General features: G+C 60.0%; 22 protein-coding genes. 15 read left to right on the top strand and 7 right to left on the bottom strand.

Going from position 1 to position 14854, the window contains the following annotated elements:
- Positions 1-196: 196 nt before the first annotated feature.
- Entirely contained in the window at positions 197-319 is a 123-nt protein-coding gene (locus JQ575_RS45695; protein WP_283813416.1) for a hypothetical protein, read from the bottom strand.
- A gap of 144 nt (positions 320-463) precedes the next feature.
- Between JQ575_RS45695 and JQ575_RS15040 the strand changes: the two genes are divergently transcribed.
- Positions 464-670, top strand: a complete 207-nt coding sequence (locus JQ575_RS15040; protein ID WP_212034027.1) for a transcriptional regulator — start codon at positions 464-466, stop codon at positions 668-670.
- 21 nt (positions 671-691) lie between these two features.
- Here JQ575_RS15040 and JQ575_RS15035 read toward each other — a convergent pair whose 3' ends face one another.
- Positions 692-1942, bottom strand: a complete 1251-nt coding sequence (locus JQ575_RS15035) for a cyclopropane-fatty-acyl-phospholipid synthase family protein (protein WP_212034026.1) — start codon at positions 1940-1942, stop codon at positions 692-694.
- A 553-nt stretch (positions 1943-2495) separates the two neighbouring features.
- Here JQ575_RS15035 and JQ575_RS44620 point away from each other — a divergent pair.
- The 14 genes from JQ575_RS44620 to JQ575_RS14965 all read left to right on the top strand — a co-directional run bounded on the left by JQ575_RS44620 (position 2496) and on the right by JQ575_RS14965 (position 11330).
- Complete coding sequence (locus JQ575_RS44620) at positions 2496-3197, top strand: pentapeptide repeat-containing protein (protein ID WP_409364792.1); 702 nt, start codon at positions 2496-2498, stop codon at positions 3195-3197.
- A gap of 165 nt (positions 3198-3362) precedes the next feature.
- A complete protein-coding gene (locus JQ575_RS15025; RefSeq protein ID WP_212034024.1) occupies positions 3363-3968 on the top strand; it encodes a TetR/AcrR family transcriptional regulator in 606 nt (201 codons plus the stop codon).
- A complete protein-coding gene (locus tag JQ575_RS15020; RefSeq protein WP_212034023.1) occupies positions 3965-4429 on the top strand; it encodes a PaaI family thioesterase in 465 nt (154 codons plus the stop codon). The genes JQ575_RS15025 and JQ575_RS15020 overlap by 4 nt, the downstream gene beginning before the upstream one ends.
- Before the next feature lie 288 nt (positions 4430-4717).
- On the top strand, positions 4718-4942 hold the full coding sequence (locus tag JQ575_RS15015) for a hypothetical protein (protein ID WP_212034022.1): 225 nt from the start codon (positions 4718-4720) through the stop codon (positions 4940-4942).
- A complete protein-coding gene (locus tag JQ575_RS15010; RefSeq protein WP_212034021.1) occupies positions 4939-6333 on the top strand; it encodes an AAA family ATPase in 1395 nt (464 codons plus the stop codon). Before JQ575_RS15015 ends, JQ575_RS15010 begins: the two co-directional genes overlap by 4 nt.
- A gap of 747 nt (positions 6334-7080) precedes the next feature.
- Complete coding sequence (locus tag JQ575_RS15005; RefSeq protein WP_212034020.1) at positions 7081-7431, top strand: hypothetical protein; 351 nt, start codon at positions 7081-7083, stop codon at positions 7429-7431.
- Between the two features lie 20 nt (positions 7432-7451).
- A complete protein-coding gene (locus JQ575_RS15000) occupies positions 7452-8192 on the top strand; it encodes an ATP-dependent Clp protease proteolytic subunit (RefSeq protein ID WP_212034019.1) in 741 nt (246 codons plus the stop codon).
- Positions 8189-8407: a hypothetical protein gene (locus JQ575_RS14995; protein WP_212034018.1), complete on the top strand. Its 219-nt coding sequence runs from the start codon at positions 8189-8191 to the stop codon at positions 8405-8407. Before JQ575_RS15000 ends, JQ575_RS14995 begins: the two co-directional genes overlap by 4 nt.
- Before the next feature lie 68 nt (positions 8408-8475).
- Positions 8476-9033: a hypothetical protein gene (locus tag JQ575_RS14990; RefSeq protein ID WP_212034017.1), complete on the top strand. Its 558-nt coding sequence runs from the start codon at positions 8476-8478 to the stop codon at positions 9031-9033.
- The gene (locus tag JQ575_RS14985; RefSeq protein ID WP_212034016.1) at positions 9026-9430 is read left to right on the top strand and encodes a hypothetical protein; all 405 of its coding nucleotides are present in this window, start codon (positions 9026-9028) and stop codon (positions 9428-9430) included. Before JQ575_RS14990 ends, JQ575_RS14985 begins: the two co-directional genes overlap by 8 nt.
- Before the next feature lie 15 nt (positions 9431-9445).
- Complete coding sequence (locus JQ575_RS14980) at positions 9446-9700, top strand: hypothetical protein (RefSeq protein ID WP_212034015.1); 255 nt, start codon at positions 9446-9448, stop codon at positions 9698-9700.
- Between the two features lie 466 nt (positions 9701-10166).
- Entirely contained in the window at positions 10167-10592 is a 426-nt protein-coding gene (locus JQ575_RS14975) for an ATP-dependent Clp protease proteolytic subunit (RefSeq protein WP_212034188.1), read from the top strand.
- Positions 10592-10813 (top strand): hypothetical protein, encoded by a 222-nt coding sequence (locus JQ575_RS14970; RefSeq protein WP_212034014.1) that lies wholly within the window; start codon positions 10592-10594, stop codon positions 10811-10813. Before JQ575_RS14975 ends, JQ575_RS14970 begins: the two co-directional genes overlap by 1 nt.
- Before the next feature lie 82 nt (positions 10814-10895).
- A complete protein-coding gene (locus tag JQ575_RS14965) occupies positions 10896-11330 on the top strand; it encodes a LamG-like jellyroll fold domain-containing protein (protein ID WP_312015944.1) in 435 nt (144 codons plus the stop codon).
- 326 nt (positions 11331-11656) lie between these two features.
- Here JQ575_RS14965 and JQ575_RS14960 read toward each other — a convergent pair whose 3' ends face one another.
- The 5 genes from JQ575_RS14960 to JQ575_RS46080 all read right to left on the bottom strand — a co-directional run bounded on the left by JQ575_RS14960 (position 11657) and on the right by JQ575_RS46080 (position 14435).
- Complete coding sequence (locus tag JQ575_RS14960) at positions 11657-11812, bottom strand: hypothetical protein (RefSeq protein WP_212034012.1); 156 nt, start codon at positions 11810-11812, stop codon at positions 11657-11659.
- Positions 11813-12012: 200 nt separating this feature from the next.
- Positions 12013-12366, bottom strand: coding sequence for a hypothetical protein (locus JQ575_RS14955; RefSeq protein ID WP_212034011.1), 354 nt, complete (start codon positions 12364-12366; stop codon positions 12013-12015).
- An 18-nt stretch (positions 12367-12384) separates the two neighbouring features.
- Positions 12385-13413, bottom strand: a complete 1029-nt coding sequence (locus tag JQ575_RS14950; RefSeq protein ID WP_212034010.1) for a DUF5677 domain-containing protein — start codon at positions 13411-13413, stop codon at positions 12385-12387.
- Positions 13414-13609: 196 nt separating this feature from the next.
- A complete protein-coding gene (locus JQ575_RS44615; protein ID WP_249166669.1) occupies positions 13610-13759 on the bottom strand; it encodes an excalibur calcium-binding domain-containing protein in 150 nt (49 codons plus the stop codon).
- Between the two features lie 241 nt (positions 13760-14000).
- The gene (locus JQ575_RS46080; RefSeq protein ID WP_312015937.1) at positions 14001-14435 is read right to left on the bottom strand and encodes a hypothetical protein; all 435 of its coding nucleotides are present in this window, start codon (positions 14433-14435) and stop codon (positions 14001-14003) included.
- Positions 14436-14854 lie beyond the last annotated feature (419 nt).

Below are 14854 nucleotides of genomic sequence, written 5' to 3'. Positions count from 1 at the left end.
AGCGAGATGTGAATCCCCGTCGACTGTCGCGGCATTGCACTTGACGGATTTTGGCCAAAGCCGCGCGGCGGCCGGGCGGTGCCGCCGAATTCACGAAAATGTTTGGAAAGCTGTTAGGGCCAGCTGAACCTTGTCGCCAGTTGGACAGACCTAATCAGGCTGCGGAGGTCATCCGGGCCCCGATGTTAGCGATTGATCAAGCCAGGATGAGAAAAATCAACGCGATCAGGGCCGAGCCGATGCCGGTCGCGATCAAGGCGTAATCGACGATGAGATCGGCGCGAGGGACGAGCGAGGTTGAGTAGGTTTTCTGGGCCATTCAGTAGTTTTACGGCAATCAGCCGGCGAACTCTGTGAACCAGATCACATCCGCGGGGCTTTCTGGCCGGCATCCTGGTCGGGGAATTCGGGAACGGATTTTAGGCTTTCGGGTTGGTTAAGAGCAGGGATCAAGGACAAGACGATGGGTCAACAGCTCGGTACATGGCGATCAGGAGGCGACCAGCGCGCTTGGTTGTCGATGCTGATCGACACCATGGAACTCGTCTCGCGCCCGGAATCGCGTGCCGTGCCCTGCGATATCAACGTATTGGATGCTCTGCGCGCGCAACTCGCTCGCCCGGCAACTGCCGGAATAGCCTACGGCTCGGACTACAGCTTCCGAAACTAAGACATTCAGCTCAAAACCGGCCTACTCGCCCGCGACTTGCAGCCGCGGCGGCTTGCCCGTTTCGATCCCGCGCAGCCGCGCCTCTTCACGCGCGATGTAGTCGCGCGTCATCGGCACCACGCCCTGGCGTTTGGTGAGCTGGATCTGGAAATTCATCAGGTTCTGCTTGCGGAACGACATCTCCGACGCGGCCAGGTAGAATTCCCACATTCGGGCGAAGCGCTCGTCGTAAAGCCGAACGGCTTCTTCGCGCCGCGCCATGAAGCGCTCGCGCCAGGCTTTCAGCGTCTCCGCATAATGTAGCCGAAGGATTTCGATATCACAGACCAGAAGCCCGGCGCTCTCGATCGCCGGCATCACTTCGGACATCGCGGGGATGTAGCCACCCGGGAAAATATACTTGGTGATCCAGGGGCTGGTCACGTCGGGGCCGGTAGAGCGGCCGATCGAGTGCAGCACCATGATCCCGTCGTCGCTGAGTAACTCGGCGCATCGCTTGAAGAAGGTTTCATAAAACCCGACGCCGACATGCTCGAACATCCCGACCGACACGATCCGGTCGAAAGGACCGGGAATGTCGCGGTAGTCGCTGAGCAGGAATTTCGCCTGATGGCCCAGCTTTTTCTCCCCGGCGCGGGCATTTGCGACCTGCAATTGCTCGGTCGAGAGCGTAATGCCGGTAACATCGGCGCCAGTCATCTCGGCCAGATAGAGCCCAAGCCCGCCCCAGCCCGAGCCGATGTCGAGCACGCGCTCTCCGCGCCCGATTCTGAGCTTGGCGGCGAGGTGGCGCTTCTTGGCCAACTGGGCATCATCGAGTGTGGCATCCGGCGTCTCGAAATAGGCGCAGCTATATTGCTTGTCGGCGTCCAGGAAGAGCGAATAGAGCCGCCCGTCGAGATCATAATGATGTGCGACATTGTTTCGTGACCGGCCGCGCCAGTTGAACTGACTGATGTGCCGGGCGAGATAGCGCATCCACCATTGCAGCCGAGCCCATTGCGGCACCATGGCCGGCTGATCGAGCAGGATCGACAGCGCGTCTGCGATCGAGCCGTTTTCGACCACGAACGTGCCGTCCATATAGGCTTCGCCCAGCGCCAGTTCGGGATTGAGGAGGATCCGCCGCTCGGTGCGCGGGCTCAGGAACCTGGCCGATACCGGCCGCCCGGTGCCGTCGCCGCAGGTAAATGTGGTCCCGCTCGCGGCCGTGAATGTCATCGTGCCGCGGCGGATGAACTGCCCCAGGAAATAACGCAACAAACGATCCATCAAAGCACCAATGGAACGACCGGCCCGTTACAACCGACGCACGATGGGAACGAAGGTTCCTATGCGCGTCAACCAGATCATAATCGTGATCAGCCCGACGGGCTAGGGCGTTGTAGTCAAAGCGGATATTCCCAAATGTGGAGATCACGCAGTTGCGTCACAAGTGAGCTTCCATTCGTAGGATAATCGGCTAAAAGGTGGTCCGCCGCCGGCCGTGTTGTGCGACGCCGGAAGCGATTCCAATTGGAGAAGCAGGGAATGTTGAGCCGAGCGCTCAGTCTGGCGACGGTGATGCTTCTGGTTGGCTGTCTCACGGCGCGGGCTGAAAACCTGGAGGCCGGCAAGACCCCTTCCCAGATCTTCGCGGGTACCTGCAACGCCTGCCACAAGAGCCCTCGCGGCCTTTTGAAGAACGTTTCGGCGTCGTCGCTGCCCGGCTTCCTGCGCCAGCACTACACCACCAGCAGCGAGATGGCCGGGGTGCTGGCCTCGTTCCTGATATCGAACGGCGCGGCCGACGTACGATTTCAGAGCAAGGATCAGCCGAAGACCGATGCGGCAAAGGGCGCCAAGCAAGAGGCTGCCAGGCCGGATCAGCTCGACCGATTCGGCCGCCGGCAACATCCCGCCGCGACGCAAGAAGCGTCCAGGCCCGACGCCGACGGGCTCACGCCGCAAGGCCCCGGACGCGACGGCAAGCGACGGCCGGGCCAGCCGTCCGATGCCGCCAGGCCCGCCGATGGCCAGACGCCGCAGGCCGCGACCGACAGCAAAACGGGCGCCAAGCAGAAGCTCGGCAAGCGCGGCAAGCCTGCCGAAGAGCCGCCGAAACCGGACGAGGCGGCCAAGGAAGAAGCCAAGCGCGAAACCGCCAAGGTGGATGCCGGCGAAAAGCCTGAAGCCGCCAAGCCGGCGGGCGAGGGCATCTCTGACTCGGGCAAGGCTGACTCGAGCAAGTCTGAAACAGGCAAACCTGAAACGGGCAAATCTGAAGCAGGCAAATCTGAAGCAGGAAAGCCTGAATCAGCCAAGTCCGAGACCGCCAAGGTCGATGCGCCCAAAGAAACCGGCGGCAGCGAACCAACGCCGCTGCGGCCTGATCCAGTCCCGCCGGTCACGCCCGCGCCGGCGGCCGCCGCACCGACCCCCAGCGGTACATCAGAACCAGCCGCGATCCCGCCGAGAGAGCCAGCCGCCATTCCGAGCCTGTCGGCGCCCGCCGCAGCGCCTGCGCCGGCCGCTCCGCCCGAGGTGACGGCAGCTGCGCCGCCTCCACCGGCGGTTGCGCCGGCAGGGCCGCCCGCACCGCCCATTTCCCAATAGTCCGCGCGATCGCCAATTTTCGCCGTCGAACTTGCTTGGCCGCAGCTAGAGTATTACTCTAGAGTAACCATCTAGCGGGCAATGAGAGGTTGGCGTGGTGACGACGGCACGGGAGGATCTGCTGGCGGCGGGATTGGCGGTGTTCGACCGCGACGGCTTAGAAGGCGCAACCGTGGCCGCCATTCGAACCCGGGCGCGCGCGTCCAACGGCAGCTTCTTCCATTTCTTTGGATCGAAGAAGGAACTGGCCGGCACGCTGTTCCTGGAAATCCTCGGCCGCTATCACGCTGCGGTGCTCGCTGCGATCGACGAATCCTGCGGCGCCAGGCAAGGCGTGGCGCGCTTGATCCATGCGCATCTCGATTGGGTCGTGAACAACCGGCGTGAGGCGCGCTATCTGTTCGAGATTTCGCGCAGCGAATGGACCGAAGAAATCCGCGGCGCGCAGCGCGCGCAGAATTCGCGTCTTGCCGAGGCGGTCGAACGCTGGCGCGCGCCCCTGATCGCGCGCGGCGAATTGCTGCCGATGATGGCGACCTTGTTCTTCAGCCAGATCATCGGACCTGCGCAGATCTTCTGTCGCGCCTGGTTGTCGGGCCGCGACCGCGCCGATCCCAGGGACCAGACCGACATCCTGATCGCCTGCGCCACCCGTGCGGTGGTCGCATCTGATGCAAGCAATCCGAGCGGAGAAACGGCATGATTGCGGAAACCGACCCCGACTTCGCGCCGATCGCGACCCGCATCCGCGACAATGTCGGCCGTCAGGGCTTTATGACCCATATCGGCGCGGAGCTGTCCGAACTGACGCGCGGTTCGTGCACGCTCGCGGTCGACCGCCGGCCGGAGCTGTTGCAGCAGCACGGCCTGTTCCATGGCGGCGTCACCGCCTTTCTGGTCGACAATGCGACCACCATTGCGGCTGCGACCTCACGCGGCCAGGCGGCGCTCACGGCTGAATATAAATTGAATCTGTTGTCTCCGGCAGTGGGCGAGCGCCTGATCTGCCGGGCGCGGGTGATCAAGCCGGGACGTCAGGTCGCGGTGGTCGCGGCCGATGTCTATTGCCTCACCGGCGGCGTCGAAAAGCACACCGCAACGGCGCTGGCCTCGATCGCGATGCTCGATGAGAAAGCGGCGGCACGAATCCCAAGCCCGGCCTGATCGGCCGCATGAAAGTGAAGCATTATCAATCGACATTCCAACTGAAGGGCCCATCGAAGGGGGCTGGATTGAAAGTGCAGTTGGAACAGATACTGGGCCTCCAGCGGTCCTGAAAATGCGAAGGCCCGCCACGGCAAATGGCAGGCCCGATCGCAAAGTCGATTTCAGCACCACCGATAATGCCACCGACCTGCCCGAGCAGCAAGCCCGTCGATTAGTTCGACTCTACGCGCTGACATTCGAGAGTGCCGTCGCTATCGCGGCCTTGGCTTTCGCGGGATGCCCGCGATGACGCAGATGCCTCACCAGATCATCACCCGTGCGATCGGCGGGACCGTCTACGTGGTTACCCTCAGGGACCCGTCCGGCGAAGGTGCTAGCCACACCGTCGGCTATGAGAACCGTGGCGGTGCTCAGCGCTGGTTGTCGAAACATCGCTATTCCGACGTCTCACAAGCTGATGCTGGAGCGCTCACGCTGGCCGATTTCTTGGGCTGCGAGGTGCGGCCATGAATGCTCCGACTCCATTCAGCGCAGCCGAGCGGGCGATCACAAATGTAGCGCGCACAGTAGCTATCGCGCCGCGCGACCGGCGCCTCGCCGCGCTCCGGGAGGCCGCGCGCGACCTAAAACATTTCGTGGCCGACGGTTGGATCAATCCGGCGGTTGCGACGGATCGAATATTCGAAGTTGCCGGTTCGCATAATCTTGTTGGCGAGCCTGGCAGCGACGACGAAGCCGAGATCATGAAAATTGCCCAGTTGGCAACCTTCCGGGATGAAATTTTGCCGGAATCCGCCGCAAGCGTCGACCAGTCCGCCGCACCGCTTTCCTTGATTTGCCCAGCGGCATGGCGCGGCGTTCCGCTTGAGGAAATGCGCTGGTTGGCGACCAACCGGATCCCGGCAGCGGACGCGACAATCCTTTCAGCTGACGGCGGCAGCGGCAAAACCACCGCTGCGCTGCAGTTGGCCGTAGCGGTAGAGCGGGATCTCGGCGATTGGCTCGGCACCACTTGCATGAGTGGACCGGTTATCTTTTTCAGCGGCGAGGAGCCCGAGCAGGAAATGAGGCGCCGTCTCGATCGCGTCGCCAGAAGGCGCGGGCTTGATCCGGCCGAAATCGAAAACTTGCATTTCCACTTCGCTGACCCTGACGGCTGCCTGCTCGGCATGTCCCGGCCGAATGGTCCGATTGTGCCAACGCCCCTGTTTGAGGCTTTGCGCGCAGCTGCAATCGAGATCCGACCGGCGCTGATCGTGATCGACAGCATAGCTGCGACATTCGGCGGCAACCAGAACGATCGCGTGCACGCCCGAACCTTTGTCGGCATGTTCCGCCGGCTGGCGCGCCAAGCCGATTGTGCCGTGCTGCTACTTGACCATCCTTCGTTGTCCGGCATGACGAACGGCACCGGCCGCGGCGGCAGCATGGATTGGCAGAACGCGACCAGGGCGCGCCTACACCTCGAAACCGTAGAGGGCGAGGACGGCAAGGCCGGTCGCGTGCTGGAGGTGAAAAAGCTGAACTACGGCCCCGCCGGCGAAAAGGTGAGGCTGCAGTGGGAGGAGGGCTGCTTCGTGCTGGAGGGCACCGCCAGCGCGCCGCGTCAGGGTGCGGCGTTCAGCATCGCCGACCAAGCGTATCTCGCCTGCCTCGATCGCCTGACGCTCCAAGGCCGTGAGGTACGCGAGCATCCTGGCCGTGGCTACGCCCCCAAGGTGTTCGCAGACATGCCGGAGGCGAATGGTATGACCGCCCGCGGCTTCAAGGCAGCGCAGGAGCGGCTGTTCAGCGCCGGTCTGATCCACAACGTCACCGAGGGCCCGGCCTCAAAGCGTACCAAGCGCATCGCCCGCAAGGATCAACACACCGCAATTGCGGTATCTGAGGCTGGCGAATGAGCCTTCGATCGCCCTTCTATCCCGGATTTTGGGCCTTCGATCGCCCTTCTATCCGGTATGCGATCGGCCTTCGATCGGCTTCGATCGGCCTTCGATCACCCTTCCTTCTATCCCCCTATAACCCTAGGGGCGATCGAAGCGCCCGCCGCGGCCTTGAGGGCCGCTGGCGCTGCGGTCGGCCCCGAACACCAGTAGTCCTTCAGAACCGGATCGTAACCGGATCAAACGATGCGCTCGGGTACGACTTGACCGTAGACCCATCTTTGGATGCAGGGCCGTCGGGTGTGGACGGGGAAGTCTTCGTCGCCCCCGCGGGCAGGCGCACATGCCCAATGCTGAACCAACCGCCGCTAACTGTGTCGAGCTGCGAAAAGCTGAGTTCGCTGTTCAAGCTGGTCATCGTTCGTCTCCCTGTTTCCACTGAGCTCGGTCGTAGCGGATCAGCGTCCGGGTTGACCGTGACGGACGTCACAGAGGGCCCGGTGTCACAGGTGACACCCAAAGGGGGGGGCCTCGCGGTCCTGCGCAGCCATTACCCACTTCCACCACAGTCGGGGTCACCCGGATTTTTTATCCTCCCGGGGAAGTCTGCAATCATCAAATCAAAGGGACGCAAAGAGTAAGAAACCCCATGTTTACGGGCGTTTCTCACCGTTTTTAATCAAAGGGAAAGGTCAAAAATCGATGACGAAATCAAAGGGAATCGGAAAAGGCGGGGCTCGGCCGGGTGCAGGCAGGCGCCCGCGAGTGGCAACGGTCGATTGGAACGCGGTGGGGCGCGCTTACTTCACCGGCAGTGCACCTCTTGATGAGATTCTTTCCTCGTTCGATCTAAGCCATGGCGACTTGTTGGCATTCGCCGCGACGAATCATTGGATGATACAGCGGCCGACAAAGCCGCACCCGGATGACCTCGGCAATCTGGCCAGCGCCCTAGCTATGGAAATGTTTTCAGTCGACGGCGTGGCCAATCGGGCGCCCCGGTTTGTCGCGGCGATGACGGCGCTCGGTGCCCGCGATGTCGACATTGCCGAAGCTCTCCAAATTGGACTGCCGGCGCTGAGAGCCGAATTCGGCCGTGAGCTAAGCCGAAAATAACGCCCTGTCATGAGCACCCAATGAACAGATTATTTGAAGCCTTCGAGTCCACGGGGCCGATCGGGACCATCCACACGGCGGCGCCGAAACCGTTAGCCTTTGCTCCTGGTGTGTTTCGGTTGTCGCTCTCGGGAGTGGTGGGGGCGGCCGAGTCAATATCGTTGGCGAAGGTGCAACATCAATTAGCCCGCGTCGATTTTACTCATCTGCACATCGAACTAAACTCGAGCGGTGGCGATTCCCGCGAAGGCTTTGCAATTTACGATCACTTGAGGAGTTTGCCGGTACCCATTTCCGTCCGCGTTACCAGTCAATGTTTTTCGGCTGGCCTGGATATTTTGGTAGCGGGGTCTTACCGCTTTGCCACCGCGCAAGCTGTGTTCTTGGTCCACCCGACCTCACGAACCAATAGCGACTTGCCCGACCGTGTGACTACGCACAATCTCACGGAAGCGGCGGCAGAGCTCGCGCGTACAGACGCCCGCGTCGTTGACCTTCTAAGCAATCGGACCGGAACCGGCAGGGATTATTTCGAAAAAGAGATTCGAAACGAGGAGCCGATGACAGCTGCGGAAGCGTTCCGGTGCGGCTTAGTCCACGAGATCCAGGATCTGACATCGAAGGTGGACCCGCAATGGCCGGACCTTATTCGCACTCAGAAATTCGGCACGATCCTGATCGATCGTAAGCTGTTTGCGCCCAGCTTTCTGAGCGCGTGCCGAACGTCGGCGACGCTGTATGACTGGGATGCGCTTGGATGACGCATTCGGCCGCGAAAAACAGCACCGCCCGCGTCCGAGCTCACCGCCAGCGCGTGAAGGCGGGCTTAGTTCGCGTCGTGATCGAGCTCGATGAAGACCAAGCCGAGGCACTGGCTCGAGCGCGCATCATTCAAGAGTGGGCCACACCGGCCGAAAACTCGGCCGCCGTGGCGGCGCTTATCAGGCAGAAGCTCAGCGATTTACTGAAACCATGAAACGCGTTCCCCGGGGCTTTTGCGGGGTTAGTAGATTTCGTCATCACATCTCGAAATCAGGCCGCGTCATGAATCTGGTGGCAACATTACAGGCAATGATCCCCAACGGCGCACCTCCGCGCTCCGAAGTGGCCGCGATAATAGCCCGCGTCCTGAAAGCGCCCGGCCTGGTCGAGGCGGAACGCGCCTTTGCCGATATTGCCGCAGCACGGCTACCGCTATCGAAACGGCGATCTGAGATCTTCGAGAGACTGCACGTCAAATCGCCGATGCGAACACTCTTCAAGCCGGAGCAGGATCAGCTCGAGGCGGAACAAGCTCATATTGATCGACAGGCCGCTGATCTGGACGCTCGCGCCACCGAACTCCGCCGGGAGATCGATAGCCTGATGCCAGGTTATGCGCAGGCGGTTGCCGCTGCGCTCGCTGCCTTCCGACGTCAGGCCGCGGAAAATCTCTTGGATTCCATCGGCGCTATCGAAGAGGCGATCAAGGACATCGCCGCGACGGCCAAGGCGTTATCGTCGGTCGGGATAAGCGTGCCGTCTGCCGCCTCGCTACCATACGCCACCGCGTACAAAAATTTGGCAGAAAAAATACTGACGGAGAACGTCCGCAATGGCTGAGCGACTTTACACAATTCGCGGTAAGTCCATGACGGCAGCGCAAGTCGCTGAAATCGATAATCCGACGGAAGAGGAGAAGCGAGCGTTTGCCAAGCAGGCGGGTCTGCCAGACAGCGCCCTACAGCAGATTGAAGCGATGGCTGAGGCGTTGGGACCTCTCGTGAAAAAGTACGTCACGGACAGCATTGCGCCCTTGGCAGACCGAATTTGTCAGTTGGAAACTCGCCCACCTGTCGAGTGGGAGGTGTTCGACGAAACGAAAGAATACCGCTCTGGCGTTTTCGTAACGCACAACGGCGGAATGTGGATCTCGCGCTCAACGTCAAAAGGAGTAAGGCCCGGCTCCGCGGGGCAGGACTGTTGGCGCCTTTGCGTGAAATCGGGTGGGGCGAAATAATTTCGGGGTCGCTGAATGCCGAGAACATTGATCGAGTGTCGCGCCCTAATTCACCGCCAGATTCAAGAGCTGCAGAATGCCGGAAGATCGGGAAAAATCCTTGGCGTGAGTTTTTTGCTCTGTGAGGACGAGAAAACGGTGATGGTTTACGTCGACCTCGACGACGAGAATGATGCCATCGCGATTTGGTTCGATCTGAAACCGGGCGAGATTTTCGGCCCTCAGCGATATCGCCGTGATTTTTTCAAACGGCTAACGGTGGTGAGCTGACTCAAATGACTGCCGCAACATTCGGCATGATCAGCGCGGTCCCGCGAAGCCAGCCAAAGCCCGTGTCCGACCTGCGCAAAAGGAGGTGGGGCCACCGAGCCATAGCGCGGACAGCGGCGGCCCCCCTGCTGCAGCCCGTCCCAAGGGGCGTCCGGAAACGGACCAGCGACACTGAACCAATGATGACGCTTCGTCAGGGTTTCGGTGCAAGCGGAAATTTAATGTTGAAAGAGCGGGTCATGAATGCTGAGCCAGAAATTTACAGAGTTGGCGCAGCTCCGCGCCGGGTGCCAAAGCCGTTGCCGGTCTTTCCGAACCCGACGCCGCGGCCTGACGGTTCGCTGCCTCCGCTTGTCCTGAATTTTGTCTCCGAGGTTTCGAACGGGACCGACCTGGCGTTGGGGAGGATCCCCCAACGCGACGCTGCCGGCTATGTGCATGCCGTCCGAACCGCAGGCCCCGAAGCATCATTTGCAACGTCAACTGCGCTGGTGGCGATCCCGACGGGGCGTTAGCGATTGCGACCGCTCTTTTGCAGCACCGCTTCGCCGTTCACTGCCGGATTGTTGGTCGTTGTTCCAGCTCGGCCGCGCTCGTGGCCATGGCCGCCGATCGTCGCTCAATAGCTGCATCTGGATCGGTGCTGTTGCACCGCGCGATGCGTCTCTGCACGTCCGAACAATGGACGAATCTGAAAGCCCTGCCGCAGCTTGCACACGAAGAGATGAATGACCGGCTCAACGACATAGACGATGCGCAGGTTGCCTTGCTCGTGCTGCGCCTGGGTATCTCAGAAGATGCCGCGCGGTCTTGGTTACTCGAAGACAGAAAATTGACGCCACAAGAAGCGCTGGAGCGCGGCTTTGTGCATGAAATTGATGGAGATTCGTGATGGTCGAGTTTGTGGCGGAATCCATCTTCAATTGCAATATAAGTTCGTTCAGCGATCCGCATTGGGCGAATGTGGTTCTGTTGATGGGCTACGAAGACGTTAACGGCTACCAGGGATCACCCGGCCTTGATGACGAAAGCATTGCGCAACACGGCACGGCCAACGCCATCTTCTCGGCCCAAGTTTCGACGCTCAATCCAACTTTAGAGCGGGGTCATTAGATCCGCACACCGGGCCGCTCATTTACACGCATAGCCCGGATTGGAATCTATCGAGCGCCAACTCCGACCAGTTCACCGTCGAGTGTTCGGCCTACCTCAATTCTGTCGGCAACTTCACCCTGATTGGGGAAACGTCGGGCGGCGGCAACAAGCTTGGATGGTTCAAACGACCTCTGCGGGCCATTTCCAGTTTGAGTTTTCGACCACGGGCGCGGTCTTCGATGTCGTGGTGGGTGCAGACGCTTCACTGACAGCCGACGTCTGGTACCAGTTCGCCGCCGATAAGGACGCCACTGGAAAGGTCCGCGCCTATGTAAACGGCGTGATGATCGCCAGTGCTACGCCGGTGAACAGCGCGTTTCATGATCCCGGCAGCTATCTGTCGATCGGCAGCAACGGCCTGCTTCTGAATAAAATGAACGGCTACTTGGATGAAGTCCGCATCACCAAGGGCGTAGCGAGATACGCCAGTGACAGCGGATACACGCCAGCCAGCGGCGCTTTCCCGAGGTTCTGATTATCACGCCTGCAATCTAATCATGATGGAGTCTCAAATGTTGCTTACTGGCGCAGGACGTCATCGGATTCCCGGCGGCGGTGGGGGGGCGGCATCACTTGGGACGGGACCTATAACCGCAACTGAGCGTGAAGCACAGCGCTTAGGGCGGCGGGCCAATTTTATTGGGAGGTGGCCCTTACCACGGTTGGCGGCGGTGGTACTGACAGCGGCCTCGGCATTGCTCAGTCAGTTGCCACCTATACGAACATGATCGGCCTTAATAACCTCACTAAAACGTGCGGCGTATATACGACCTCCGGTGACATATGGGGAGGCGGTGGTTATCAAGACACATTCTCGGGCGGCGCGTGGACGGCCGGCGCCGTGGCTTGTTTCGCGATTGACATCAGCGCGAACAAGTTTTGGATCAGAAAAAACAACGGCGCATGGAATGCTAGCTTCGCAGGCGATCCCGCATCCGGCACGGGCAGCGTCGCCATTCAGAGCGCCTCATGGGCACCCATAGTTGCCATGTCAACGGGCACCACGGACGCCGTAACTGCCAATTTTGGCGCGACGGCCTTCGCATTTTCAGCACCCTCAGGCTTCGGAAACTGGACGTGAGCGATGTGCAACAGACCCAGACCCCGATCCATCCGCATTCAACGGTCCCGACGGCGGCTCCGGCCACAAAGGACATTTAGTTGTTTGTCCGTCCGCGCTTCGCTACGGCGATCTGTTCTAGTTTTTGCGTCAAACCATCGCGCATGCTTGCCGCGTCTTCTGGAGCCATAACGTATGCCTTCTGGTCGCCATCGTCATAAATGTAGCGGATCACCACCACCGTGTGGTGCGAGTCCAGCCCAACAGCGATCTTTGAAGGGCGCTCCTGAACCACGGGCGGATGAGGGCCTTCTTCCTGTTGTGCTAATCGATCCCGATACGGAGCTGATAGTCGGAACAGCCCGAGAAGTTCGAATTCAGAAAGCGTGATTTCTTTCCCTGAGTCGGTACTGAAGAAATACCGTCCATCGTCCAGTCGCTTTAGCCGCATTTTCCCTCCCGAATGTGTTTAGGCATGCTCGACTTTGGCGGCCGCTTTGCCCACGTCATCCGAAAGCTTCAGAAGTAGGCCGGCGGCAATTGCGCGATCGGCGTTTCCTGGTCGCGAAATCAGCAGAGCCGAAGTCGCCTTCGTTAGGCTGAGCGCCGTCATGTGTAAGGGATCGACCATGCCCGAGTTACTCGGACCTATGGCGAAGACCGGGGATTTGACCTCGGTCACGGCAAGCAAGGAGCCTATTGGGCGGTGGCCACCGTGATTATGCTGAGAGGACCATTTGAACCGCGGTCTCCAGTGATCAAGCCCGACAGCTTCCTCAAGATCCAGCAGATTGGGACGTGATTTGCCGATCACGTCAGAGGCCCATCCGTAGTCACCATTCCCGATGTTGGGGCCAAAAACAGTCTTATGCGACGCGCAACGCGACCGTAGCGCGTTAATTTCAGTATCGGTAGGCGGCTCGACCTTTGACCTAGGAGCGTACTTTTTCATTTGTTCGCCGGCCTCTACGGCTCGAAATTCAAAACTCACCAGATAGCGCAATGCGACTTCGCCGGAATTTTGGGAGAGAAATGCCGCGATCACGGTTAGCTCGTGAAGAGTACGCCAGCGGCTCAGCGCACCGTCAGGATATCCACATTTCATCAAGCAGAGGCATTCGCTCGCAACTAGAAGGGCTCGAGCATGAATGTGAATAAGCGCCTCACATCGAAAATCCTTCTCAGCTGCTATCTTCGGCCGCTCCGCTTCGTTAAAGTCGCTGCCGGTTTCGGCCGCCACGAGATACAGCGTCTCAAGTAGATTAAATGCTCTCCGCCAGCGTTGCAGGTTCCGTTTCTCGAAGCCCCTAATATCGCGACGAATTTCGCGGAGACTTGACGGCATCCGACGCTTTAGATCGCGGAGTTGAACAGCCGCCGCTTTGTTGATGAAATCCGCGGCAATGCGAGGGCCTTCGGTTTCCATTTGGTCAACCGAAAGGGTGCCATCGGCGAGGAGCTGCTGAAAAATTTGGGTGAGGGCTTCGTCGCTTTCCATGCCACAATTTTGGCAGGGATCAGGCCGGTTTGGAAGCCGCAGCCAGGGGGATCAGGCGAGATAGACCAAGCCATCGTCCCGGACATACGAGTCAGAAGTTTTGCTGCGGATTCCTGATTAACCTTCTGCAAATTTGCAGAAGGTTCGAGATCAACACGCGCCCCGCCCCAAAGGGGCTTGACAGCACTTCCGGCTGTCACGGCGGCGACCACGGTTCGCAAGCGATTCCATCCCTGTCTCGATCGAGGTGCTTCCAGTAGCCGGGATGTCCCCATCTCGCGGGCGCCAAACCCACCAAGCGGGCGAACTCGCAGTTGGGCCAAGCCACGATATGCCTCAGCGTCATGGTTACCGGCCATGGACTTGAATACAGGCCCCAACCTGCGGCAAGAGCAACGAACGTGACGAACACTGCTGCCAAGATCCAACCAAGCTTAATCGACCGATCCTGGCCTGCCGATACTGCACGAAAACGGGCCTGCAAGTCGCGCACTCGCTTTTCAGGACCTGGGCCGGGACGAAGGGGGTTGGGGGCTGGAAGGTGAGACATTGATCTGGCTTGGCTTCCTGCAAATCAGCGAGTGACGCTATTTACCCTTCGCCTTCAGCTCCAGCTCTTCTTGCCCCGGCTGCTGTGCTCGTTTTCTGTAACGCCGCTGCAATCGAGCATAAACAGCTTGGCGTGTTCGGTTCAGTTCAACAGCTATCTCGGCGGCTTCCTTTCCGACATCGAGGAGCTCATCAAGCCTCTGCTCCTCTTCAGAGCTCCAACGCCGTATCGCTGGACTCGGAGCTGTCATTTTGTTCGCTTTGGGCTGGACTTTTGGGGGCGGTGGCGCTGCAGCCTCGCGCTCCAGCCGCTCGGCCTTGAGACGCTCTCGGTTTTTTGAGAACGCCTTTTGCGCGATCTCGTGCTCGGTGATTGCCTTTTCGGCATCGACTTGGCGGAATGCCTTACGCGCTTCGCGCTCGGCTTTGCTGATCGGCTTCTGTGGTTCAACTTTGCCCGGTGTCTTCGTCACTATCTTAGCCCTCAGCCAAGAATGTCGACCAGCCGGAGTTTTCCGCAACCAGAGTGGGCGCGCAAGCGATAAACGCGCGAAAGCCTCTTGCTGGGCTGGTAAGCGGGGTCACTTAGATCTAGCTGGCCAGTCTTCCGAATTGGCCGCGATCCAGTCGGCGGCCTCCTTCTTTGTCGCGAAGTCTCCAACGTGGGAATCGGGTCCGTTTCCGGTCACCACGACAACAGTCCAAGTGCCGGTCTTTCGCCGCTTTGGTTGAAACTCGGGCTTTAAGCTGTCCATTTTCGAGCCCTTCCGGCACCACGATTGAACTGACCCAAACCGAGAACTACGGGAATTCCTAAACGCGGATTCTGAGGGTGGACAGCACCCCAGATGAGGTACTCCGAAGAGCGCGTGAATGCGCCGCAGTTAGAGTA

It is taken from the genome of Bradyrhizobium sp. JYMT SZCCT0428, from assembly GCF_018131075.1.
Classification (GTDB): domain Bacteria; phylum Pseudomonadota; class Alphaproteobacteria; order Rhizobiales; family Xanthobacteraceae; genus Bradyrhizobium.
Note: the sequence above shows the minus strand (reverse complement) of the source record. Positions and strands in the feature narration are given on the sequence as shown.